Source organism: Psychrosphaera haliotis (assembly GCF_009728465.1).
Taxonomy (GTDB): domain Bacteria; phylum Pseudomonadota; class Gammaproteobacteria; order Enterobacterales; family Alteromonadaceae; genus Psychrosphaera; species Psychrosphaera haliotis.
In genome coordinates this window covers 474,936-497,291 of record NZ_WOCD01000001.1, presented here as the reverse complement: position 1 = coordinate 497,291, position 22,356 = coordinate 474,936, and the positions used below count along the sequence as shown (strand labels likewise).

20 protein-coding genes are annotated in these 22,356 nt (G+C 39.6%); 10 read left to right on the top strand and 10 right to left on the bottom strand.

The window, feature by feature from the left end:
• Positions 1-10 precede the first annotated feature (10 nt).
• The 3 genes from putP to cysZ form a co-directional block, all read right to left on the bottom strand.
• Complete coding sequence (gene putP / locus GNP35_RS02240; protein ID WP_155694123.1) at positions 11-1,501, bottom strand: sodium/proline symporter PutP; 1,491 nt, start codon at positions 1,499-1,501, stop codon at positions 11-13.
• A gap of 271 nt (positions 1,502-1,772) precedes the next feature.
• Positions 1,773-2,705, bottom strand: coding sequence for a hypothetical protein (locus GNP35_RS02235; RefSeq protein ID WP_155694121.1), 933 nt, complete (start codon positions 2,703-2,705; stop codon positions 1,773-1,775).
• 114 nt (positions 2,706-2,819) lie between these two features.
• Positions 2,820-3,569 carry a sulfate transporter CysZ gene (cysZ, locus tag GNP35_RS02230; RefSeq protein WP_155694119.1) on the bottom strand — a complete coding sequence of 250 codons (750 nt, stop codon included), beginning with the start codon at positions 3,567-3,569 and terminating at the stop codon, positions 2,820-2,822.
• Positions 3,570-3,718: 149 nt separating this feature from the next.
• Here cysZ and smc point away from each other — a divergent pair, with 149 nt between their 5' ends.
• Together smc and zipA are read left to right on the top strand one after the other, a co-directional pair.
• A complete protein-coding gene (gene smc / locus GNP35_RS02225; RefSeq protein WP_155694117.1) occupies positions 3,719-7,180 on the top strand; it encodes a chromosome segregation protein SMC in 3,462 nt (1,153 codons plus the stop codon).
• 33 nt (positions 7,181-7,213) lie between these two features.
• A complete protein-coding gene (gene zipA / locus GNP35_RS02220; RefSeq protein WP_155694115.1) occupies positions 7,214-8,203 on the top strand; it encodes a cell division protein ZipA in 990 nt (329 codons plus the stop codon).
• Between the two features lie 72 nt (positions 8,204-8,275).
• On the opposite strand, the gene flgN is transcribed toward zipA, so the two are convergent.
• From flgN to flgA, 3 genes are all read right to left on the bottom strand, one after another.
• Positions 8,276-8,695 (bottom strand): flagellar export chaperone FlgN, encoded by a 420-nt coding sequence (flgN, locus tag GNP35_RS02215; protein WP_196492385.1) that lies wholly within the window; start codon positions 8,693-8,695, stop codon positions 8,276-8,278.
• Positions 8,696-8,717: 22 nt separating this feature from the next.
• Positions 8,718-9,044, bottom strand: a complete 327-nt coding sequence (gene flgM / locus GNP35_RS02210) for a flagellar biosynthesis anti-sigma factor FlgM (RefSeq protein WP_155694111.1) — start codon at positions 9,042-9,044, stop codon at positions 8,718-8,720.
• Between the two features lie 68 nt (positions 9,045-9,112).
• Entirely contained in the window at positions 9,113-9,823 is a 711-nt protein-coding gene (gene flgA / locus GNP35_RS02205) for a flagellar basal body P-ring formation chaperone FlgA (protein ID WP_155694109.1), read from the bottom strand.
• 148 nt (positions 9,824-9,971) lie between these two features.
• On the opposite strand from flgA, the gene GNP35_RS02200 reads away from it, so the two are divergent.
• The 6 genes from GNP35_RS02200 to flgE all read left to right on the top strand — a co-directional run bounded on the left by GNP35_RS02200 (position 9,972) and on the right by flgE (position 14,834).
• On the top strand, positions 9,972-10,904 hold the full coding sequence (locus GNP35_RS02200; protein WP_155694108.1) for a chemotaxis protein CheV: 933 nt from the start codon (positions 9,972-9,974) through the stop codon (positions 10,902-10,904).
• A gap of 31 nt (positions 10,905-10,935) precedes the next feature.
• Complete coding sequence (locus GNP35_RS02195) at positions 10,936-11,757, top strand: CheR family methyltransferase (RefSeq protein ID WP_330997668.1); 822 nt, start codon at positions 10,936-10,938, stop codon at positions 11,755-11,757.
• Between the two features lie 69 nt (positions 11,758-11,826).
• Positions 11,827-12,225, top strand: coding sequence for a flagellar basal body rod protein FlgB (gene flgB, locus GNP35_RS02190; RefSeq protein WP_155694106.1), 399 nt, complete (start codon positions 11,827-11,829; stop codon positions 12,223-12,225).
• 2 nt (positions 12,226-12,227) lie between these two features.
• Complete coding sequence (gene flgC / locus GNP35_RS02185; protein WP_155694104.1) at positions 12,228-12,641, top strand: flagellar basal body rod protein FlgC; 414 nt, start codon at positions 12,228-12,230, stop codon at positions 12,639-12,641.
• Between the two features lie 11 nt (positions 12,642-12,652).
• Positions 12,653-13,336, top strand: a complete 684-nt coding sequence (locus tag GNP35_RS02180) for a flagellar hook assembly protein FlgD (RefSeq protein ID WP_155694102.1) — start codon at positions 12,653-12,655, stop codon at positions 13,334-13,336.
• A 22-nt stretch (positions 13,337-13,358) separates the two neighbouring features.
• A complete protein-coding gene (flgE, locus tag GNP35_RS02175; RefSeq protein WP_155694100.1) occupies positions 13,359-14,834 on the top strand; it encodes a flagellar hook protein FlgE in 1,476 nt (491 codons plus the stop codon).
• A 297-nt stretch (positions 14,835-15,131) separates the two neighbouring features.
• On the opposite strand, the gene rsgA is transcribed toward flgE, so the two are convergent.
• On the bottom strand, positions 15,132-16,190 hold the full coding sequence (rsgA, locus tag GNP35_RS02170; protein ID WP_155694098.1) for a ribosome small subunit-dependent GTPase A: 1,059 nt from the start codon (positions 16,188-16,190) through the stop codon (positions 15,132-15,134).
• 532 nt (positions 16,191-16,722) lie between these two features.
• Here rsgA and GNP35_RS02165 point away from each other — a divergent pair.
• Entirely contained in the window at positions 16,723-18,288 is a 1,566-nt protein-coding gene (locus GNP35_RS02165) for a SulP family inorganic anion transporter (RefSeq protein ID WP_155694096.1), read from the top strand.
• A 212-nt stretch (positions 18,289-18,500) separates the two neighbouring features.
• On the top strand, positions 18,501-19,487 hold the full coding sequence (gene trhO / locus GNP35_RS02160; RefSeq protein ID WP_155694094.1) for an oxygen-dependent tRNA uridine(34) hydroxylase TrhO: 987 nt from the start codon (positions 18,501-18,503) through the stop codon (positions 19,485-19,487).
• A 121-nt stretch (positions 19,488-19,608) separates the two neighbouring features.
• Here trhO and hemW read toward each other — a convergent pair whose 3' ends face one another.
• From hemW to GNP35_RS02145, 3 genes are all read right to left on the bottom strand, one after another.
• Positions 19,609-20,829, bottom strand: a complete 1,221-nt coding sequence (gene hemW, locus GNP35_RS02155; RefSeq protein ID WP_230961261.1) for a radical SAM family heme chaperone HemW — start codon at positions 20,827-20,829, stop codon at positions 19,609-19,611.
• A gap of 1 nt (position 20,830) precedes the next feature.
• Positions 20,831-21,460, bottom strand: coding sequence for an XTP/dITP diphosphatase (locus GNP35_RS02150; RefSeq protein ID WP_230961260.1), 630 nt, complete (start codon positions 21,458-21,460; stop codon positions 20,831-20,833).
• Positions 21,461-21,596: 136 nt separating this feature from the next.
• Positions 21,597-22,178, bottom strand: a complete 582-nt coding sequence (locus GNP35_RS02145; RefSeq protein ID WP_155694092.1) for a Fe-Mn family superoxide dismutase — start codon at positions 22,176-22,178, stop codon at positions 21,597-21,599.
• Positions 22,179-22,356 lie beyond the last annotated feature (178 nt).

Below are 22,356 nucleotides of genomic sequence, written 5' to 3'. Positions count from 1 at the left end.
TACTTATGTCTTATTCGTTAATGATGCTTTGAGTTTTGTCGAATTGACTCAACGTCTTTTCGTTTGGCTCATCAGTCATTAAACTCACAGCGTATATCGCAATAGATGAAACGATAAATCCTGGTAACAACTCATAAAATACCGAGCCTAAAGCATCGCCATTGGCTAATACAGGAGCGTGTTTCCAGAATATTACCGTAATTGCGCCCGCTAATACACCTGCAATGGCACCTTGGTTAGTCATTCGCTTCCAAAGTAACGCAAATAATACCACTGGGCCAAACGCCGCACCAAATCCTGCCCAAGCACTAGATACGATATCTAAAACTCCGCTATCAGAATTAAAGGCAACGCCGGTAGCAACAGCGGCAACCAACACAACACATAAACGACTGGCGAATAGTAACTCTTTGTCAGAGGCTTCTTTGTGGATGAAAATTCGGTAGCAGTCTTCAACTAACGAACTAGATGAAACTAATAATTGTGATGAAACCGTACTCATAATCGCAGCAAGAATTGCAGCTAATAACCAACCCGCAATAAGAGGGTGGAAGAGAATTTGTGATAGTAATACAAAAATGGTTTCTGGATCGTCAATCGCAACATTGTACTGCTGGGTATAATGTAATCCAACGATACCGGTTAACACAGCGCCAATAATAGTCACTGTCATCCACGACATACCAATATTTTTTGCAGTTTTTACATCTTTATGTGAGTTGATTGCCATAAATCGGACAATAATGTGAGGCTGACCAAAGTAACCAAGCCCCCAAGTCATTAAACTTAGTACACCAAGCCATCCCAGCGCATCTTTGCTGGCGACTTCTGTGACAAAATCGCTCGTGATCAGAGAGGTAATGCCAGATAAATTATCAAGTTGACCCATGGCAAATAGTGGCACCATGGCAAGGGCGATAAACATGATACAGCCTTGCACAAAGTCCGTTAAACTTACCGCTAAAAAGCCACCTAATACTGTGTATAAAATGACAACTGAAACAGTAATTAGTACACCGGTTTCGTAACCAAGATCAAAACCGCTTTCAAATAACTTACCGCCAGCAACTAGGCCCGAAGAAGTATAAAGTGTGAAAAACAAGATGATAACTAAGGAAGCGATGATTCGAACTGAACTGTTGTTTAATGAGAAACGTTTAGAAAAGAACTCAGGAATAGTTAAGGAGTCGTCAGCTACTTCTGTATAAACACGTAGCCTAGGAGCCACTAAGATGTAATTTACGTAGGCACCAATTAGTAAACCTAATGCTAACCAAACGCTGTCTAAGCCATTTATAAAGGCCGCGCCAGGCAAACCCATTAACATCCAGCCGCTCATGTCCGACGCACCCGCAGATAACGCTGTTACTTTTGGACTAACATTACGCCCACCAAGTAAATACTCGCTATTGTCAGACGTTGATGTGCGCATGGCATAAAAGCCAATCGCAAGCATCAATACGAAATACAGTAAAATTGATAAAAATGTAAAACTAATCAAGGGACACCTTTATTATTAGAGTTCTAATGTTTATAACTAAAATTTAATTGGCGACGAGGGTAGCATGTACGACTCAAAAAATCGAATTTCGCTTACTTTTCCTGCAGTAATATCTGTATGTAGCGTATTTGGGAAGATTTTTGAATAAAGGTGTAGGTAAGCAGTGCATGAAAAATAATTCTAACACTAAGTATTTACGCCTAAAAATCTACACCTAAGAATTTACACCTAAAACTCTACACCTAAGTCTTTTACCTTTAACGAGCTAATTTTAGCCAACGATGGCTGGATTAAATCGCTTTTCAGCCTCTTCTTGATAGTCCTCTGGCGTCGGAAGCTCATTAAATAGGGTCTCAATCTTGTCTTTCATTAACGCGCCAATGATTTCACTATCAAGTATTACATCGCCCAACTTACCGCTGACTAACTTTTCTAGCACATTGTGAACGGCACATTTGATTTTCCAAAGCTCTGCATCTGTAATTAACCCAACATAATTTAACGTGGCTACGGCTTCAACATGTTCGGTTATAGACTTAACATAAGGAGAAATATATACCCAACCTTTGTTTTTAATTAAAGACTGACAAATGTAAATTTCATGATGAATATTATGCAAATATTTAGCGATAACTTTAGCGTCTCTATCATGTCGAAACTTAATCGTTAAGGACTTGTTATGTTCAATATCTTGCTTCCAAGAGTCTATGACATTAAACAAGCGAGTTTCGTGCGGTAGTTTGTTATCAAAGTTAAGTATGTCGACATAAATGTTTACTTTGGTATTTAGGATTTTGTCCGCTTGTTCAACCAAGCTAATCAAAGCTTTTGCGCTAGACTCCAGCTCAAAATTGGTATGCGAACGATTAAGCAGTTCATGATTAGAGTCGGCCAGTTTATTTTGTACATGAGCTGATTTATCAATGGCAAGTCGAAGTAATCGGGTTTGTTGTATTTGAAATCGAATGGTAAAAATTAGCAGTATTGCAACAAACAGACCAAACAACGGCGATAACCAACCTCCAAAAAACTCGCCAATTTGACCAATTTGATTTGGTGAAACAACGCCATAAGTAAAAAATAGATAGGCAAGAGCAGCCACGGCTAGAGGTATAAAAAGAAATCCTAAGATCAGTACTAGCGAGAAATTTCGCTCATCCTTGGCACTAATATTAGTTAATTCAGTTTTAGTAAACGAACCCATATCGGTTAAAAGTCCATATTAAAAATTAATGGAGACTAAAATACAGACATTAACCGAATCAGGCAACGCAATTTTTAACGCTATAAACTGTTCAGAGCACTCAGCTAATTGAACTTATTGTTGCTCTGATAGGCTTTGGTTTCTAGTTTGTTCTTCTAGGTTTTCGACCCACATTATAGTGGCACCACAAATAGCTGCAGGCATCACAAATAAATTAATAAAGGGTAAGGTTGTTAAAACAGAAACTGTAGCGCCAAAACCAAAACAAGCACTCTTGTTTTGACTTAAAATATATCGCATAAAATCAAAGCTATAGCGATTGTTATCAAAGGCGTAATCGCAATATTGAATGGCTAAAACCCAAGCAATAAAGGCAAACCAAATTAACTGTCCAATAATTGGAAAAAACCACCCAATTAGAAAAAAGCCAACCATTCTAGGCAAAAAATAAACAAGCTTTTTCCATTCTCGTTTTAACGTATGTGGTGTTGCTTTTATTAAAGCTGCTAAGGAATCTTGACGCGGAGCCTGGCCAGTTAAATGCATTTCAACTCGCTCTGCAAGCACACCATTAAATGGTGCGGCAATCCAATTGGCAACCGTGGTAAAAAACATACCAAACAGTAAAACCATCAGCAAAATAACAAAAGGATAAATAATAAACTCTAACCAGCTTAACCAATCTGGAATTTGTTCATGCAACCAAGTTATATTGGTCCCTAATACGTCAAACAAATAATAGAAACCGCTGAGAAACAAAATAAAATTGACTATCAAAGGTATTAATATGAAGCGTTTCAAACCTTTAGTCTTTAATAAACCAAAGCCACGAAAAAAATAACTAACACCGTCACCAACTGTCATCAAAAAAAACCTCAAACAAACTTTATTTTACAAAGTCTTAAGTATAAAGTTGTTTGCCTACTAAGCAAGCCGCCAGTTGTTACAAATTACAACAAAATTTGCTATCGTTTAGCCCTATAAAAATAACTATAATCAAGTATCAATTTTAAATGCGCTTAAAACATATAAAACTCGTTGGATTCAAGTCATTTGTTGATGCGACAACCGTCCCTTTTCCGCAACAGATGACGGCTATTGTTGGACCTAATGGCTGTGGTAAATCGAATGTAATCGATGCGGTTCGCTGGGTGCTTGGTGAGAGCTCGGCAAAAAACCTCCGCGGTGATGCCATGACCGACGTTATTTTTAATGGCTCAACTAATCGCAAACCTGTATCTCAAGCCAGTGTTGAGTTAGTTTTTGACAATACAGAGGGCAAGTTACAAGGCCAACTGGCGGACCGAAGCGAAATTTCAATAAAGCGCTCGGTAACAAAAGAAGCGATTTCAACCTATTTTCTTAATGGCACAAAGTGCCGACGTCGTGATATTACCGATATTTTTCTAGGTACAGGTTTAGGGCCTCGCAGTTACGCCATCATTGAACAGGGCATGATTTCAAGACTTATAGAGTCCAAACCTCAAGAGCTACGTGTATTTTTAGAAGAAGCTGCAGGCATATCAAAGTATAAAGAGCGCCGTAAAGAAACGGAAACCCGTATTCGTCACACCCGAGAAAACCTAGAACGACTTGCAGATGTGCGCGAAGAACTTGGTACACAACTAGACAAATTAAAAAAACAAGCGGCCACAGCAAGGCGTTTTAAAGAGTTAAAAAAACAAGAACGTCAGTATAAAGCAGAGCTAGCCGCGTTAAAGTGGCATAAATATAACGAGCAATTTAACTTTCATACTCAGCAACAGCGTCTTAAAGAAACAGAATTAGAAGCCTTTGTAGCGCAACAACGAGGTGGCGAACTTGGATTGTTAACCAAAAAAGAACAACTTCAAGAACTCACTGATCAAATTCAAAAGAGCCAACAGCTTGTTTTTCAGGCCGGAAATACAATTACAAAATTGGAACAGCAAATTGTTTTTGAACAGCAAAATAAATCGCGTTATCAAGAACAGCTTAATCAAATTGAAACCAGTTTAACGGAAAGCCAACAGCATCTAGTTGTTGAGCAAACGTCCTTTGATGAAATAAGCGAACAACTCCTTTCGTTTGAGCCAGAGCAAGAGTTGCTGCATGAAAAACTAGCCCAAGCAGAACAAAACCTCTTTGATCTCGAGCAACAATACGAGCGTTATCAACAAGGCGTAAACTCTGGCGTCCAAGCACTCGCAAAGGCACAGCAAGCGATAAAAATAATAGATACAAGGTTGCATCATCAGCAATTGGAGCTGTCTAAAAATAATCAAAAACTAAGTGGTTTAAAAATAGAATTGCATGACTTATCTAGTCACGACCTAGATAGCCAAGTGTTGGAGCAAGAAAACCAACTCGATGAATTAAAAAGCTCTATTAACTTGTTGTCAGAGCAATACGCAGAAGCCGCACTAAAAGACGATCAGCATCAACAAAGTCGTCAAGAAGCAGAAAACAATTTACAACAGACCATTCGCCAGCAAGAGCATTTACAGATAAAACTGGAGCAACTTGAACAGTGGCGACGTGAGCTCTCAAGTAGCGAATCAGGTTCTAATAATAAAGAGTTACCAACAAAAGGTTTGTTATTAGCTCAACTTAAAGTAGCCACGCAGTGGCAAAATGCAGTGGAGCAGCTTCTTAGTCATCAAGGTGAGGTGATGTTAATTGACTCGTTACCTAGTCAGGAGCTGGCAAACTCCGGTCAATATGTAAGTGACAGCAAAAGTGTAGCAGTGCAACCAGGAAGTGTGATGTCGGTGATCCGCGATGGTCAAGCACCGCTATGGTTTAATCGAGTCGCAATCGCAACATCGTTAGAACAGGCAAATCAATTACTTAATAATAAAACCTGGGCGGCGGTTATATTGCCATCTGGGCAACTAATTGGTGAAAACTGGACCGGACTAGGTGGTCCATTAGGAAAGGGCGATTCCAGTACGTTAAAACGGTTAGCCCAAATAGAAACAATAAAGAGTTCACTAGCAGATATTGAATTACAGGTTTTTGACAAGCAAAACATTTTAGAGCATGCGCTAACCGAAACAAAAGATTCGCAAGCCCATTATCAGGCGGTAAAAGCAAAACTTGAGCTGGAAAAGCATGCGTTACAAAAATTAGAATTAGAATCAAAATTTGCTCAACAACAGGCAATACAAACGAAACAGCAGCAAAGTAAATTACAGAGCCAAATTGTAGAAACGGAATTGCAAATTGAAGAGTCAAACTTGTCCATAGAGGTTCTACTTGAAGAGCAAATGATGGCACAGGAGCAGGAAATAGAAGTGCAAACGGCGGCGGAATCAACTGAAAGCCAAAAGACCGAACTTCAAAATCAAGTCGCAAACGCAAAAATAGCGTTGGAAAGCGTAAAACAAGACTCTCATCAAGCGTCGTTAAAGCTACAGTCTTTGCAAAATACCAAAACAAATTTACACCAAAATATACAACGAGCTAATCAGCAAATTACACAGTTAAAACAACGTCAAAAAGACATTGCTAACACTAGCCAAAATGAAGCTGATAATGATTTACTCAATGAGCAACTTGAGCAAGCGCTGGTACAGAAACTAGAAGCAGAAGAGAAACTACAAGCGTTGCATGGCTTAGCAGCCCAGGTTGATGAAGAAATTAAAGAGTTAGAGTCTGGTCAGTCTGGAGTAATAGCCAAACTAGACAAAATGCGCGACGCAATATCCGATATCAAAATGGACGCTGAAGGGGCAAGGATCCGAGCTCAGAACATGCTGGAATCACTAAAAGATCAAGAACAAGCATTAAAGCCATTGTTAGAGAATATGCCAGAGGAAGCTGAAGAGTCACTATGGAGTGACAACCATGAGAAAGCGTCGAACTCTATTCAGCGTTTAGGAGCAATAAATTTAGCGGCTATTGACGAATATGATGTTCAAGCTGAGCGAAAAGGCTATTTAGACGAGCAGTACACCGATTTAACTAACGCTTTGGAAACGTTAGAGTCAGCAATTCGAAAGATTGATCGAGAATCACGTAGTAAATTTAAAGAAACATTTGATAAGGTAAACGAAGGCTTACAAACTTTATTCCCCAAAGTATTTGGTGGCGGGGCGGCTTATTTGGAACTAACAGGCGAAGATTTACTCGAAACAGGGGTTTCTATCATGGCTCGACCTCCAGGTAAGAAAAACTCCACAATTCACTTGCTTAGTGGTGGCGAAAAAGCGCTGACCGCATTATCATTGGTGTTTTCTATATTTAAGCTAAATCCGGCGCCATTTTGTATGCTAGATGAAGTTGATGCCCCTCTTGATGATGCAAATGTGGGACGATTCTGTAAACTGGTGAACGAAATGTCGGAATCGGTACAGTTTATTTATATAAGTCATAATAAAGTAGCAATGGAAATGGCGACTCACCTAACAGGTGTAACAATGCAAGAACCTGGGGTTTCTCGATTGGTCGCAGTGGATATTCAACAAGCAGTAGAAATGGCAGATGCCGTTTAGTGCAATGGAACGTAAAAAAGGTTTTTAATTAACATGGCAGAAGAACTTAGGTTAGCACTTATTTTATTAGGATCATTAGCTATTGGTGCCGTGGTACTTCATGGTATTTGGACAGTGCGTAAAAACGTTAATGAAGAACGAAAGCTACAGGCCCAAGATGCAGAGCCTGAAGAAATTGTATTAAATGATGAAGAGTTAGAAATACAGTCGCTTAAAATTAAGCAAATGGAAATGGACTTTAATACACTAGCAAGTAGCGGCGATAGCCAAGGTTTACCGGTTGTTGATGTGGACGTTGATTCTATTTATCAGGAAAACAAAGAGCACCTTACAAATATAGAAGTAGAGCCACAAGTTGAAGCAGGGTTAGCTGAAAACACTGATGGTAAAGCTGCTTATGAGCGTGAAACATATAATGAAAATCAAGGCGTATTGTTAAATGACGATATGCCAAGCTTTTCTGCTGTTGACTCTGAACGCACTGAACCTTCAATTAGTGACTCCGCTGTTCATGGTATATCCGCTCATGAATTATCAGGCAATGAATCGTCAACGAGTGAAAACTTTGCTTTTGAATCAAACGCTGCGTCTAAGCCAAGCACACCAGCTGAGCCAGAAAAAAGCGAAGTGCTTATCTTATACGTAGACAAACCTGAAGGTGAAGCTATAGATGGCGCCAAACTGCTACCTATTTTATTAACGCTCGGCTTTAAGTTTGGTGAAATGGACTTTTTCCATCGCCACGAACAAAGCTCTGGGCATGGCGAAATATTATTTAGTTTAGCGAATATGTATAACCCTGGAACCTTTGATATAGATAATATGGAGCAGGTTACCACGAGAGGTTTGAGTATCTTTATGACATTGCCAAACGCTGGTGAAGCTCTACAGACCTTTAATATGATGCACAACGCAGCGAAAAAGATTGCCGATGAATTTGGTGCAAATGTGCTGGATGCAAATAGAGAACGCTTAGACGTACTAAAAGTAAGGCACTACGTAGAGAAAATTAGGAAGTTCTAACGCTGAAGGATTCGCAACGGAGGTATAAAGTGAAGTCTTTATACCTTTTTAAGTCTTTAGGAGGTTAAGCCGTTAAGCTTTTATACCTTTAGTTAAGCTTGGTCCAGAACGTTTCTGACCGTATGCGTCATAAGTTGTATTCTTGCTACCACCTACTAATAACTGCTTAACTTGCTCAATAACTACTTCGTTTTGTTTTGCTGTTAAATAAATAACTTCATTTTGAGTTTGACACTCTTCTAATAGCTCAGTGATTGAACTTTTTACAGAAATTTGAGTATCACTATTTTCAATACTAGCGGCCTCAGGGTGGCTACTAATTTGTTGATCATTCTGTTGAATGGCAACTAACAATTTTTCTTTATCTTTCGACATTTCTACAAGCACACTACCATTTCTGTTTTTAACAGCGTCTAGTTCTTTATCGAGTAAAGATTTTAGCTGGTTCAATGTGTTTAGCTGTGTATTTAGCAGCGCATCAATTGAACTCATGTTAGTTTGCTCATTTGTCATTTTATAAATCAAACTCAAAAGCTGACAGCTTTTCCGCTAGCTTGTCATAGTTAATCTTATATTCGCCACCGGCAATGGCTTTTTTAATATCATCAATTTTTTTGCGATCAAAACTCTCAGACTCTGAAATTTTCTTCTGCAAATCTTTTAATTGTTTTGCTTGCGGTGTTAGCGCCACTGAGTCTTTTTCAGCAGATTTAGAACTGCTAGATTGTTGCGACGACTTAGCGACAGAATCCTGCTTCGCTTGCTCAAGTTTTTGATTTTGAGACTGATAAACAGAATTGTTATTTCCGCTTACTGATTTGTTATTTACGTTATTTACCATAAATCACCCGAACTATAAAATTTCTCTTTCGTTGGTATCGGCATCTGTGCCCAATACTTTAACATTTTTTACAGTTTTATAAATATTTGTCTAAGATCGCCAATTACACCTTTAACTATACGTTCAGAGGAGTTGTTCTGGACTTGAATAGATTGGCCAAAGGAACCATTTTCTAATGCTGTACCAGAGGTTTTTATCGTTAGGTTATTATAGTCTGCAATAATTGCGACGCTATCGCCTTTGCACACCAAACACACGTCGCTACCAGAAACTTGAAAACCCCTTGTGATATTTCTCATCGCACGTCCACCAACAATATTGCTCATTGAGTCAGTGGATTTAGCTCTAACTTTATTTCTATCAACTAACGCAGTTTCAATCATATCGGATGAAATTACTTCACCTTTTGCAATATGAGTAGTTGTGACTATAGTTTCTATGTATTCGTATACTCTTACTTGGACATAAGCTTTCCAAGACGCGCCTTCATCAAAGCAGCTAGCCTTTATTGGGAAGTGTCGAGTAAAGCGCTGTCTACTGGGCATGTCGAACTGTAATTCAGATTGACAGTGCGAAATCCGTATTCGGCTATCAAGAGGCATTGCTTTAACGGTAATGTTTGGCGTATTGTTCGGGTTTACTTGGTCCTGAACAAATTCAGAAACTTGTTGTAAAAGAGCATCATGGGCTAAAGAATTAGCGCTTTTAGCCGATACCGGAAACACGACAAAATTTAAAGTTATATTAAATAGAAGAATTATTAACAAATTTTTCAACATATTAATCGCCTTTTTACTATGCTGTAACTTATAGTTAAAGATATGAAATTATTGAATTTCGAAAACGCCGGTTTATTGACGGTAAATATCGATAACAGTTTATAAGTATTAGATAGCAAGTATCGTTCCTAGTTTTGGAGAAAAATTTATGGCGGGTATTCTTGACTCAGTCAATCAAAGAACCCAATTAGTCGGTCAGAACAGACTGGAGTTATTATTATTTAAGTTGAAAGGACGTCAACGCTACGGAATCAACGTATTTAAAGTGCGAGAAGTATTGCAATGTCCGCCTTTAACTTCGATGCCAAGACTAAACTCTTTTGTTAAGGGTATTGCGCACATCCGTGGGCAAACTATATCGGTTATTGATATGGGACTTGCTACAGGTGGTCGCTCTATTTCCGATATAGAAAACAGCTTTATTATCATCACAGAGTATAACCGAACCATTCAAGGTTTCTTAGTAGATTCAGTTGAGCGTATTGTGAATCTAAATTGGGAATCGGTTATGCCACCGCCGCAAGGTTCAGGGCGCAGCAACTATTTAACCGCCGTAACAGAGATTGATAAAGAATTAATAGAAATTTTAGATGTTGAAAAAATTCTAGAAGAAATCGCGCCTTCAAGTACTAAGGTAAGTGACGGATTGATTTCGGATTCCGAAGAAATGAAGCAGGAGTTGGGTGATAGGACTATTCTTATTGTTGATGACTCTTCAGTTGCAAGGAATCAGGTAAAACGCGCATTAGAAGCCGTTGGCCTACCAATTGTTGCGAAAAAGAACGGAAAAGAAGCGTTGGACTATTTAGTTGAAATTGGAGGAGACTGTAAAAACTCAGTCACTGAAAAAATTGGCTTGCTCATTTCGGACGTTGAAATGCCAGAAATGGATGGTTATACGCTCACAGCTGAAGTAAAATCTAGACCCAAACTTACTGATTTACATGTGATTTTACACACGTCGCTCAGTGGAGTATTCAACCACGCGATGGTAGAAAAAGTGGGAGCAGACGATTTTATTGCGAAATTTAACCCAGATGAATTAGCTGGTGCAGTTCAGAAATGGCTGCACGCAGATTAAACATTGAGGAAACGAACTAGAGTGTTTAATAGTGGGAAATAAAAATTTAGCTGATAATGAATACCGTACTTTTTGTGACTTTTTGGAACAGCAGTGCGGTATAGTATTGGGTGATAACAAAATGTATTTGGTTAAGAGTAGGCTGTCGCCACTTATGACCCGTTTTGATATTGAATCTTTAACTGAGTTAGTTAACCGAACGTTAAAACCAACAGAGCGTCAACTGCGCTCTGCAGTGGTAGATGCCATGACAACGAATGAAACGTTATGGTTTAGAGATACCTATCCATTTGAACTGTTGAAGAATAAAATCTTTCCTGAGTTAGATTCAGGCAGGGGTGTAAAAATTTGGTCCGCGGCCAGTTCCTCTGGTCAGGAGCCTTATTCAATTGCCATGACAATTACAGAGTACAAGGCTAAACAAAAGAGTCGCAGTAACTTTTCTGTAGTCGGCACGGATATAAGCAATACGATGCTGGATCTATGTAAAAATGCAGAGTATGACAATTTAGCTTTGTCTAGAGGCTTGTCGGATGAAAGGCGTAAAGCGTTTTTTGAAGACAGCGGAAATGGCATGATGAAAGTTAAGGCAGATATTCGCCGCATTGTAAATTACAGACACATGAACTTATTAGACAACTATAGTTTGATGGGTAAATTCGACATTATTTTTTGTCGTAATGTTTTAATCTATTTCTCGCCAGAAATAAAATCGCAAATTATTAACAAGTTTGCCGACCAATTAAATCCTAACGGTTTCCTTATCTTAGGTGCATCAGAATCCATGTCAGGCTTAAGTGATAAGTTTGAAATGATCAGGTGTAATCCGGGTATCATTTACAAGAAAAAATAAGCGCCAATAAAATTTGGCCTTTTTTTTGCATTTCTTTTGTCATATAGAATTTCCGCTGGTGGAGCACTTATGGCAATTAGTCTTGATAAAGCATTTGGTATACATCAACACGCACTTTTAGTTCGTTCTGAAAGAGCTGAGGTGTTGGCGAGTAATATCGCAAATGCAGACACTCCTGGTTATAAAGCAAAAGACATCGATTTTGCAGATGCTTTAGCGAATGCCCAAAAAAAGTCTGGCTACTCAATGAGTAAAACTCATGAAAAGCACTACGACTTATCCATCGACATTAATACAAGCGGGAAATTTCGTAATCCAATGCAGCCTGATACCGGAGACGGTAACAGCGTAGACGTGCAAATGGAGCGAAACCAATTTATGCAAAATACCATGGAATACCAAACAAGCTTACGCTTCTTAAATGGAAAAATTCAGGCACTTAATAAAGCATTAAGTGGAGGGCAGTAATCATGAGTTTATATAACATATTTAATGTTTCTGGTTCTGGCATGAGCGCGCAGTCTGTTCGCTTAAATACAACCGCTAGTAACATTGCCAATGCAAATACCGTTTCAAGCAGTGTCGATGAGACTTACCGTGCACGTCATCCTGTTTTTCAAGCAGAAATGAGTAAAGCACTGAGCGATCAATCTGCAGGCGTCAATGTACTTGGCGTTGTAGAAAGTGATGCTCCGCTTAAAGTTGAGTACAGCCCAAATCATCCGCTTGCTGACAAAGACGGCTATGTTTACAAGCCAAATGTAAATGTAGTTGAAGAAATGGCTAACATGATTTCTGCATCTCGTTCTTATGAAACCAATGTTCAAATTGCCGACGCTGCCAAAACTATGTTGAGTAAAACATTGCAAATGGGCCAACGATAGGAAAATAAATAATGATTAATAATACTATTTCAAATCCTGCCGTTGACAATTTACGTTGGCAAGATGATGCCGTAACAACCACAGAAGTTAACGGCGAGTTGGGTAAAGAAGACTTTTTCAAATTGCTTACTACGCAATTGTCGATGCAAGACCCAATGAACCCGACAACCAATGAAGACATGATTGCTCAAATGACGCAGTTCACAATGGCTGAAGGTATTTCTGACTTGGGTGACCAAATGAGTCAGCTGACAGCATCAATGACGTCAAATCAAGCGTTAGAAGCTTCCTCTTTAGTTGGCCGGAATATTTTAACCGCTAGCCCTGTTGCTTATTCTGATGGCTCTGGGGTGAGTGGACAAGTTCCGTTACAAAGCTCCACCCAAAACGTGTTAGTTGAAATTAAACATGAAAATGGTGCGGCCATGGTTATCCCATACGGCAATCAAAGTGCCGGCATGATGGATTTTTCTTGGGACGGTAAAGGACCTGATGGCGAAACATGGCCAGCAGGTCAATATGAAATTAGCGTAACAGGCTTACCTTCTGGCGCAGCAGAAGCGGAAAGTATGCCTGTATTAAGTTACGGCAACGTAAGTTCTGTAACTTTAGGCCAAAATGGCACAGGTCTTGAATTAAACATTCAAGGTTTAGGCTCAATCCGACTTGCTGATGTTTTAGCGGTTGGTGAATAGATTAGTAAAATAGGAGAATCCTATGTCTTTTAATATCGCCCTTAGTGGTTTAAAAGCAGCGCAAAAAGATTTAGATGTAACCGCGAACAACATTGCCAACGTTAACACGTATGGGTTTAAAGAGTCTCGCGCAGAATTTGCGGATGTATATTCTTCATCCATTTTTACTAACGCTAAAACGGCGAATGGTGAAGGTGTTTTGGTTAATGACGTCGCACAGCAGTTTGGCCAGGGCAGCCTGTTATTCACATCAAACTCGCTAGACATGGCAATTTCAGGTGGTGGCTTTTTTGCCATGACAAATGATTTGTTAAGCCGAGATATTACTTACACTCGTGCCGGAGCTTTTAAACTAAATTCCGAGAACTACATTGTAGATTCAAACGGCAGTTTCTTGCAGGGCTTTCCAGTAAATGATGACGGTTCAGTTAAGTCTGTTAGTTTAAGTACGACAAACCCGATTGAAGTTCCTGATACTGCCGGTGCACCTCAACAAACAAGTCAAATTGATATGTCGTTTAACTTAGACAGTAACGAATTTCCAATTGACCCAACAACGTTTGACCCAACAGATACAAATACGTTTACGTCTTCTACTTCAACGGTTATTTATGACTCGTTAGGTAATAGTCGAATCGCTTCTGTTTACTATGTGAAGGCGGCTTCGCCAACAAACGTAGATGCAGCGGCAACGGCAGATGGAACATCGGCAACGGATGGTTTTGTTGGTGGTTTAGCAGCGGTTCCTGCTGCGGAGCAGAACAACGCAAACAGTTGGATTATGTATGCAACAGTGACGGACGAGCAGGGCAATACGGTTCCTGTTGATTTGCAAAATGATAATGTATTAGGTACTACCGGCGTAACTTTTGAGTCACGTACTGGACAGCGCGGTATGTTATTACAGTTTGATAGTGCGGGTGCAGTTGTAGACTCAACTTTCCCATACCCACAAACAGAACGTTTAGGTGAAACGACTGCAGCAACAACGATTGCTCCACCTCCAGTTGCTCCATATGATGGTGCCGGTGCAATAACTAACGGTGCTGATCCGGATCAACGTATTAACATTAATATGACGAACTTAAAGCAGTTCTCAGCGCCATTTGAAGTGTCAGCTTTAAGCCAAGATGGTAAAACTGTTGGTCGATTAACAGGTGTAACTATTGGTACAGATGGTTTAATCGAAGCTAAGTACTCAAATGGTGACTCGGTTCCAGTTACTAAAATTTCACTAGTTCGTTTTGCTAACGATCAAGGTTTAACTCAGATTGGTAATACGTCTTGGACGGAAAGCCAGGAGTCTGGCTCACCATTAGCTGGTGAAGCTGATTCAGGGACCTTTGGTCAGATTCGTTCAGGTACGCTTGAGCAATCAAATACAAACTTAACGACTGAGCTTGTTGATCTAATTACCGCACAGCGTAATTATCAGGCAAACTCAAGAGCACTAGAGGTTAACTCAACGATTACGCAGGCAATACTGCAGCTTCGTTAAGGTAACTAAACCATTTAGCGCACGACTTTGGTTGTTGGCTTTACTACTAGGATTTAATCCAGAATGACTTTCGCCATGGAGGTGGGGTTGTTCAGTAAAGCCAAACAACCCACTTTTTCAAAACTTCAAACTTCAAACTTCAAACTTCAAACTTCAAACTTCAAACTTCAAAACTTCAAAACTTCAAAACTTCAAAACTTCAAAACTCAAAACTCAAAACTCAAAACTCAAAACTCAAAACTCAAAACTCATAACTCATAACTCATAACTCATAACTCATAACTCATAACTCATAACTCAAAACTCATAACTTTTGTTTTTCATTTGACGAGATTCAGCCTGCACTCGGTGGATCATTTTTCCTAAACTTTTATCTTTTGAGCGTTTCTCAGCAATAGTTGCGCTATTTAGCTCTTGCTCACGATGCAATTTATTAAAGCTCTGTAAACGACGTAATTCTAACTGACCATTTTCAATGGCTTTTTGAACAGCACAGCCTGGCTCACTATTATGAGAACAATCACTAAAGCGGCATTTTTTAGCCAGGTTGATAATTTCGCTAAAAGTTTCATTCACGCCTGTTTCACAATCAACCAACTGCAGTTCGCGCATTCCTGGTGTATCGATAAAAATACCGCCTGAGGGTAACCATTTTAGCGAACGCGCCGTAGTGGTATGTCGCCCTCTACCATCGCTTTCTCTAATTTCAGCCGTTGCTTGAGTATTAATTCCCATCAAACCATTCATCAATGTTGACTTGCCAACACCAGATGAACCTAACAAAGCTAAGGTTTTGCCAGCCTTACAATATGGCTCTAATTGGTTTAAATCATTAGAATCCAAAGCATTAATTGCATGCACAATTATCAGTGGATTCAGCTTTTGAACCTGCTCAACAGGCGTATCAATATCGGTGCACTGATCCGCTTTAGTAAGAATAATAATCGGCTCTACTTCAGCTTCTTTTGCTATTGCTAAATATCGTTCAATACGATTTAAACTGAAATCCGAATTAAGAGAGCTAACAATAAAAAGCTGGTCCACGTTAGCGGCAATTAATTGACTATTTACTTTTGTTCCCGCAGCTTTGCGCTGAAACAAGGATTGTCTTTCCAGTACTCTCACCAATCTATTGTTGGTGTCGTATAGCACCCAATCACCCACACAAACCGGCACGTCGTTAGGTGTTGAGACTAAACTCAGTTGGCCTTTTTCCGTTAATAAAACATTACTGTTTCTATGCTGTTCAGAGATTCGACCTATCTGATACTGTTCAAACTCTTCAAGTGAAAGTTGTTGTTGAAAGTAAGGCCGCCAGCCCAGTTGATTTAAAGATGGAGTTGTTTCAGTGTTCATTTGCTTTCCGCAGTTAAAACTAAATGTTAATAAAAGGATGTTACAAAACTTAAAACTTAAAACTTAAAACTTAAAACTTAAAACTTAAAACTTAAAACTTAAAACTTAAAACTTAAAACTTAAAACTTAAAACTTAAAACTTAAAACTTAAAACTTAAAACTTAAAACTTAAAACTTAAAACTTAAAACTTAAAACTTAAAACTTAAAACTTAAAACTTAAAACTTAAAACTTAAAACTTAAAACCGTCAAGTGACGAAGACGATGATTCATCACCTAAATCTTAGATAATCCAAAAGTTAAAAATACGCAAGAAATAGCGATCTAAAAGTTAAATATTTATGACTATCAATTGAACAAGTCAGAGCAAGTTAGCTGTCAATCTCAGTGATTACGATTTCATACAACCAGGAAGCGATTTAAAGCACCAAAATTTGAAGATTGAACTAATATAAATTGACTTAATTAATGAACACTTAAGCTGAATTTGATAGACTCTCGCGCCTAAAAATTCGCTCAAAAACGGAGTTGTCATGTTTAACCTGATCACGAAAAGTGATTCAAACGTAAAAAATGACGTGTTGTCTGGTATTACCGTTGCGCTTGCATTGGTTCCAGAAGCCGTCGCCTTTGCTTTCGTAGCAGGGGTAGACCCAATGGTTGGTTTATATGCCGCCTTTATGATGGGCCTTATTACTTCTGCAATTGGTGGCCGCCCAGGTATGATATCTGGTGCAACGGGCGCAATGGCAGTGGTTATGGTGGCACTTGTTGCCCAACATGGTGTTCAATACCTCTTTGCTGCGGTCATACTGGCCGGCATACTGCAAATACTGGCTGGGGTCTTTAAGCTAGGCAAATTCATTCGTCTAGTGCCATACCCAGTAATGCTTGGATTTGTAAACGGTCTAGCTATCGTTATCTTTCTTGCTCAAATGGGGCAGTTTAAAGTACTAGATGCTTTAGGTAACAGCGAGTGGATGTCAGGAACAGCTCTATACATCATGCTTGGCTTAGTTGTTTTAACAATGGCGATTATTCACTTCTTACCAAAAATCACTACAGCCGTGCCAGCGTCTTTAGTCGCTATCTTAACGGTGACGGGTATTGTTCATGGTATGGATTTAGACTCAAGAACGGTTATCGACTTTGTTCGTGACATGTTACCTGAAGCAGAAAAAGCCACAGCAACCTTAGCGGGTGAGTTGCCAAGTTTTGCTATTCCTATGGTTGAGTTTAATTTACAAACTCTGTACATCATTTTGCCTACAGCCATTATTTTGGCACTTGTTGGTTTAATTGAATCTTTGTTAACACTAACGTTAATTGACGAATTAACCGATACACGCGGTAGTTCAAACAAAGAATGTATTGGCCAAGGCGTTGCCAACGGCGTTAATGGTTTCTTCGGCGGTATGGGTGGTTGTGCCATGATTGGTCAGTCAATGATCAACATTAACTCTGGTGGACGCGGTCGTTTGTCAGGTATTACAGCTGCTATCGTTCTACTAGCGTTTATTCTCTTCTTAGCACCATGGATTGAAATGATCCCACTAGCTGCGTTAGTTGGTGTTATGTTCATGGTAGTAATAGGCACGTTTGAATGGGCTTCTTTACGAATTCTTAGAGGTGCTAACAAAGAAGACGGTTTTGTACTGTTATTAGTAACAGGCGTAACAGTTATTGCCGACTTAGCTATTGCGGTTATCGTAGGCGTGATTGTGTCTGCTTTAGTATTTGCTTGGAAACATGCATCGCACATAAGCGCTAAAACACGTATAGACGACGAAGGTTGGAAAGTATACGAGCTAGACGGACCGCTATTCTTTGGTTCAGTTTCTTATTTCCGTAACTTATTTGATGTGGAAAATGACCCATCAGACGTTGTTATCGAATTTGAAGGTTCTCGCATTTGGGACAGCTCTGGTATTGATGCGCTTGATGGCTTAGCCGATAAATATCAGAAAGCGGGTAAGAAATTACATATCCGTCATATTAGCCCAGAGTGCCGTACGCTATTGGTTAAAGCACAAAAGTTTGTTGAAATTAACGTTAATGAAGATCCGCGCTACAAAATTGCCACGGATAAGCTAGACTAGTTAATGAAAAAACTGCTCGGTCAGATTAAGGCATTAGCCAAAGTTTGATCTGAAACAAGTAAAATCCAAATCGTGTCATAGCGGTTTGGATTTTTTTATCTGGCGTTTGTCACACCCGCGTTTTATCCGTATAATCCGCGCTCGTTTTATATCCAATTAATTTTTCCACAATGCTCCGGATTTACGATTCGGGGGGCAAAGAGGACCTTAGTATGTCGCAAGTAGTAGTCTGCGCAATGTATAAATTTGTGCGCTTAGAGAATTTCCAAGAATTACGTGAACCATTACAAACAGTAATGGAAAACAATGACGTAAAAGGCACGCTGTTGTTAGCCGAAGAAGGCATTAACGGTACAGTAGCGGGCAGCCGCGAAGGTATAGATACCGTATTAAACTGGTTACGTAACGATCCTCGTTTAGCCGATATCTCAAGCAAAGAAAGCTTTGATGCAGAGATGCCGTTTTATCGCTCTAAAGTAAAACTCAAAAATGAAATTGTGACGATGGGAGTACAGGGCATTGACCCTCGTGAAGTTGTTGGTACTTACGTTAAACCAAAAGACTGGAATGCATTAATTTCAGACCCTGACGTGGTATTGGTCGATACAAGAAATGACTATGAAGTTAAGATTGGTACCTTCGAAGGTGCGGTAAATCCAAATACTGAAACCTTCCGTGAATTCCCAGACTATGTTGCTAAAAACATGGACCCTAAAAAGCAGAAAAAAGTAGCCATGTTCTGTACTGGCGGTATTCGTTGCGAAAAATCAACTGCTTACATGAAAGAGCAAGGTTTTGAAGAAGTGTATCACCTTGAAGGCGGAATTCTTAAGTACTTAGAAGAAGTACCAAAAGAAGAAACCATGTGGGAAGGTGAGTGTTTTGTTTTTGACAATCGTGTAGCCGTTGATCACGACTTGAACAAAGGTCAGTATGACCAATGTCACGCTTGTCGTATGCCTATTACAGAAGACGAAATGAAGTCTGAGCAATACGAAAAAGGCATTAGCTGTCCACATTGTTTTGACAAAGTAACCGATGAGCAACGAGCTCGTTTTGCTGAGCGTCAAAAGCAAATTGACTTAGCTAAAGCCAGAGGCGAAGAACACATTGGTTCAGATGCTAAAGAAGTGATTGCAGCTCGCCAAGAAGAGAAGCGCCAACAAAAAGAAGCCGCTCGCGCAGCTCAGAAGAAGTAGCTGACTTTCAAGGCTAGCTTAATAACATTAATAAAAAAGCGACCGATAAGGTCGCTTTTTTTTACTTTATTCTTACTTTGTTTTTTCTTTCTTTTGTTATTTGTTTTTATGTGGAGATTGTTTACAGAAACAAATCCACGAGGTTGTTATAGTACCTTAAGCCTTTAGTCGTTGTTTTGTAGCAGTCACCATCCGTTTCCTCAAGTAGCCCTAGCTCTATCGCTTTGTTCAACGTCGCCAGTTGCGTAGCTTTAGGCAAACCAGTGCGTTGCTCAAATTCTTTCATGCTGAATGCAGACTTCAAGCGTAAACGATTCATAAAGTATTCAAAAGGCAAATCGTCGGCTTCAACTCGCCAAGACTTGTATGTATATGGTTTAGTGAAGTCCATATAACCTTTAGGGTGTTTTACTTTTTCAGTTCTAATTACTTTAATTTGTGGCTGTGTTTGAGAATCGCCTTGGGCTAACTTAACCTCGTCTGTTTGCACGGTGATTTTGCCGTGAGCGCCACAACCAATTCCCAAATAATCACCGAACTTCCAGTAATTGAGGTTATGACGACATTGGTGACCGGGTTTAGAGTAAGCTGAAATCTCATACTGCTCATAGCCAGCTTCGGTCAATAGTTCGTGACCGTGTTGCTGAATGTCCCACAAGGTATCGTCTTCTGGTAAAACTGGCGGTTTAGAGTGAAAAAGAGTGTTTGGTTCAATGGTTAGTTGATACCAAGAAATATGAAAAGGATTTAACGCGATAGCCTGCTTCACGTCAGCTAAGGCTTGCTCTAATGACTGGTTCGGTAATCCATGCATCAAGTCTAAATTAAATGTCGATACTGAATCATGGGCAAAGCCTGCTGCCTTTAAGGCTTCTTCACTGTTGTGAATACGGCCTAACTGAACTAACTTCTCGAGTTCAAAACTTTGCACGCCAATGGAAATACGATTGACACCGGCTTTGGCAAAACCTTCAAATTTATTCGTTTCTAACGTGCCAGGATTCGCTTCTAGCGTAATCTCAATATCGTCGGCAAAGGGGACACGGTCTTCAATGCCTTTTAACAATGTCGCCATTGCTTGTTCTGATAACAAGCTTGGTGTGCCACCACCAAAAAAGATGGTGCTAATTTTACGGCCCTGAACGTATTGTAAGTCAGCGGTTAAATCATCTAACAAATGCGCAACGTACTCAGTTTCTGGAATACCGTCTTTTAAAGCATGCGAGTTAAAATCGCAATAAGGACACTTCTGCACACACCAAGGAATATGAACGTATAAGGAAAGAGGCGGCAGGCCAGGTGTCGATAGTGAAGTCGATAGTGAGCTCGAAGTTAATGACAATTTAAATACCCAGTTCTTTAAATTTAGCAACAAGCTGTTTTAACGCTTGGCCACGATGACTAATTGAATGCTTTTCAGCAGGTGTCAATTGAGCCGCACACTTATCTAATTGTGGTTGATAAAATACCGGATCATACCCAAAACCGCTGTCGCCTGAACGTTCCGTAGCAATTACGCCGTTCCAGTAACCTTCACAAATAATAGGACAAGGATCGTCAGCGTGACGCATAAATACAATAACGCATACAAATCGAGCCTTACGTTCACTTGCCGGTTTGCCTTCTAAGACGGAAAGTAGCTTATCAATGTTAGTGCCGTCTGTTGCGCCTTCGCCAGCAAATCTTGAAGAGTAAATACCCGGTGCGCCATTTAAAGCGGCTACTTCTAAACCAGAGTCATCTGCAACACAGGGAAGGCCTGTTACTTTTGCGGCGTGCCTTGCTTTAATAATCGCGTTTTCGACAAATGTAGTGCCAGTTTCAGGAACCTCTTCAACGTTATAATGCTTTTGCGGTACAACATTAAAACCAAAAGGGCTTAAAATCTCTTTCAATTCGTTTACTTTGCCTTGATTACCTGACGCAAGTAAAAGCTCTTTCATTAACTTTTCTGATACAACCGCATTTGACATAGGAGGAGTTCCTTTGGCCTAATTTAAACAATATGAAGGGTATTATACGCAAAAAAAAACGCTAAGTTCACAATAAACTCAGCGCTTTTTATTTATGAAAGAATAGCTTTAAAGCCTACTCTTCATAAGATTGGGATTATGCGAAGTTTTTACCTGCAAAGTCCCAGTTTACTAGTGCCCAGAAACCTTTTAAGTATTCAGGACGAACGTTACGGTAATCAATGTAGTACGCGTGTTCCCAAAGGTCTACTGTCATAAGAGGTGTAACACCTGCTTCAGTAATTGGAGTGCCCGCGTTTGACGTGTTAACGATGTCTAAAGAGCCGTCAGCTAGTTTAACTAACCAAGTCCAGCTAGAACCAAAGTTGTTAACCGCTTTGTCGTTAAATGCAGCTTGGAAATCTTCAAAAGAACCCCATTTTGCATTGATAGCGTCAGCAAGTGCACCAGTAGGAGCGCCACCGCCATTTGGACTCATAGAGTTCCAGTAGAAAGTGTGGTTCCAGATTTGAGCAGCGTTGTTGAATACACCACCTTCAGAAGTCTTAACGATGTCTTCTAAAGACTTACCTTCAAACTCAGTACCACCGATTAGGCCGTTCAACTTTACTACGTATGTATTGTGGTGCTTACCGTGGTGAAAGTCTAAAGTCTCAGCTGAAATGTGTGGTTCTAATGCATCTTTTGCATAAGGTAGAGCTGGTAATTCGAATGCCATAATGGTTGTCTCCGTTGGCTTTGTTTATGTTTGCTGATAAGATTATAAAAGTTGAGTAATTTACTCAAGTATCGTTTTATATCTTTCATTTTATTTAATCATTAATAAATATGACTTAAAGTTTGTTTTTCAAGTCTAAAGTTATAAAACGACGCATTTTATTTTTAAGATCAGACAT

Bases quoted from the DNA above. Each gene is read 5' to 3' on its own strand.
- GNP35_RS02235 (WP_155694121.1), bottom strand. From the start codon at position 2,705: ATGGGTTCGTTTACTAAAACTGAATTAACTAATATTAGTGCCAAGGAT.
- cysZ (WP_155694119.1), bottom strand. From the start codon at position 3,569: ATGACAGTTGGTGACGGTGTTAGTTATTTTTTTCGTGGCTTTGGTTTA.
- smc (WP_155694117.1), top strand. From the start codon at position 3,719: ATGCGCTTAAAACATATAAAACTCGTTGGATTCAAGTCATTTGTTGAT.
- zipA (WP_155694115.1), top strand. From the start codon at position 7,214: ATGGCAGAAGAACTTAGGTTAGCACTTATTTTATTAGGATCATTAGCT.
- flgN (WP_196492385.1), bottom strand. From the start codon at position 8,695: ATGAGTTCAATTGATGCGCTGCTAAATACACAGCTAAACACATTGAAC.
- flgM (WP_155694111.1), bottom strand. From the start codon at position 9,044: ATGGTAAATAACGTAAATAACAAATCAGTAAGCGGAAATAACAATTCT.
- flgA (WP_155694109.1), bottom strand. From the start codon at position 9,823: ATGTTGAAAAATTTGTTAATAATTCTTCTATTTAATATAACTTTAAAT.
- GNP35_RS02200 (WP_155694108.1), top strand. From the start codon at position 9,972: ATGGCGGGTATTCTTGACTCAGTCAATCAAAGAACCCAATTAGTCGGT.
- flgB (WP_155694106.1), top strand. From the start codon at position 11,827: ATGGCAATTAGTCTTGATAAAGCATTTGGTATACATCAACACGCACTT.
- flgC (WP_155694104.1), top strand. From the start codon at position 12,228: ATGAGTTTATATAACATATTTAATGTTTCTGGTTCTGGCATGAGCGCG.
- GNP35_RS02180 (WP_155694102.1), top strand. From the start codon at position 12,653: ATGATTAATAATACTATTTCAAATCCTGCCGTTGACAATTTACGTTGG.
- flgE (WP_155694100.1), top strand. From the start codon at position 13,359: ATGTCTTTTAATATCGCCCTTAGTGGTTTAAAAGCAGCGCAAAAAGAT.
- rsgA (WP_155694098.1), bottom strand. From the start codon at position 16,190: ATGAACACTGAAACAACTCCATCTTTAAATCAACTGGGCTGGCGGCCT.
- GNP35_RS02165 (WP_155694096.1), top strand. From the start codon at position 16,723: ATGTTTAACCTGATCACGAAAAGTGATTCAAACGTAAAAAATGACGTG.
- trhO (WP_155694094.1), top strand. From the start codon at position 18,501: ATGTCGCAAGTAGTAGTCTGCGCAATGTATAAATTTGTGCGCTTAGAG.
- GNP35_RS02150 (WP_230961260.1), bottom strand. From the start codon at position 21,460: ATGTCAAATGCGGTTGTATCAGAAAAGTTAATGAAAGAGCTTTTACTT.
- GNP35_RS02145 (WP_155694092.1), bottom strand. From the start codon at position 22,178: ATGGCATTCGAATTACCAGCTCTACCTTATGCAAAAGATGCATTAGAA.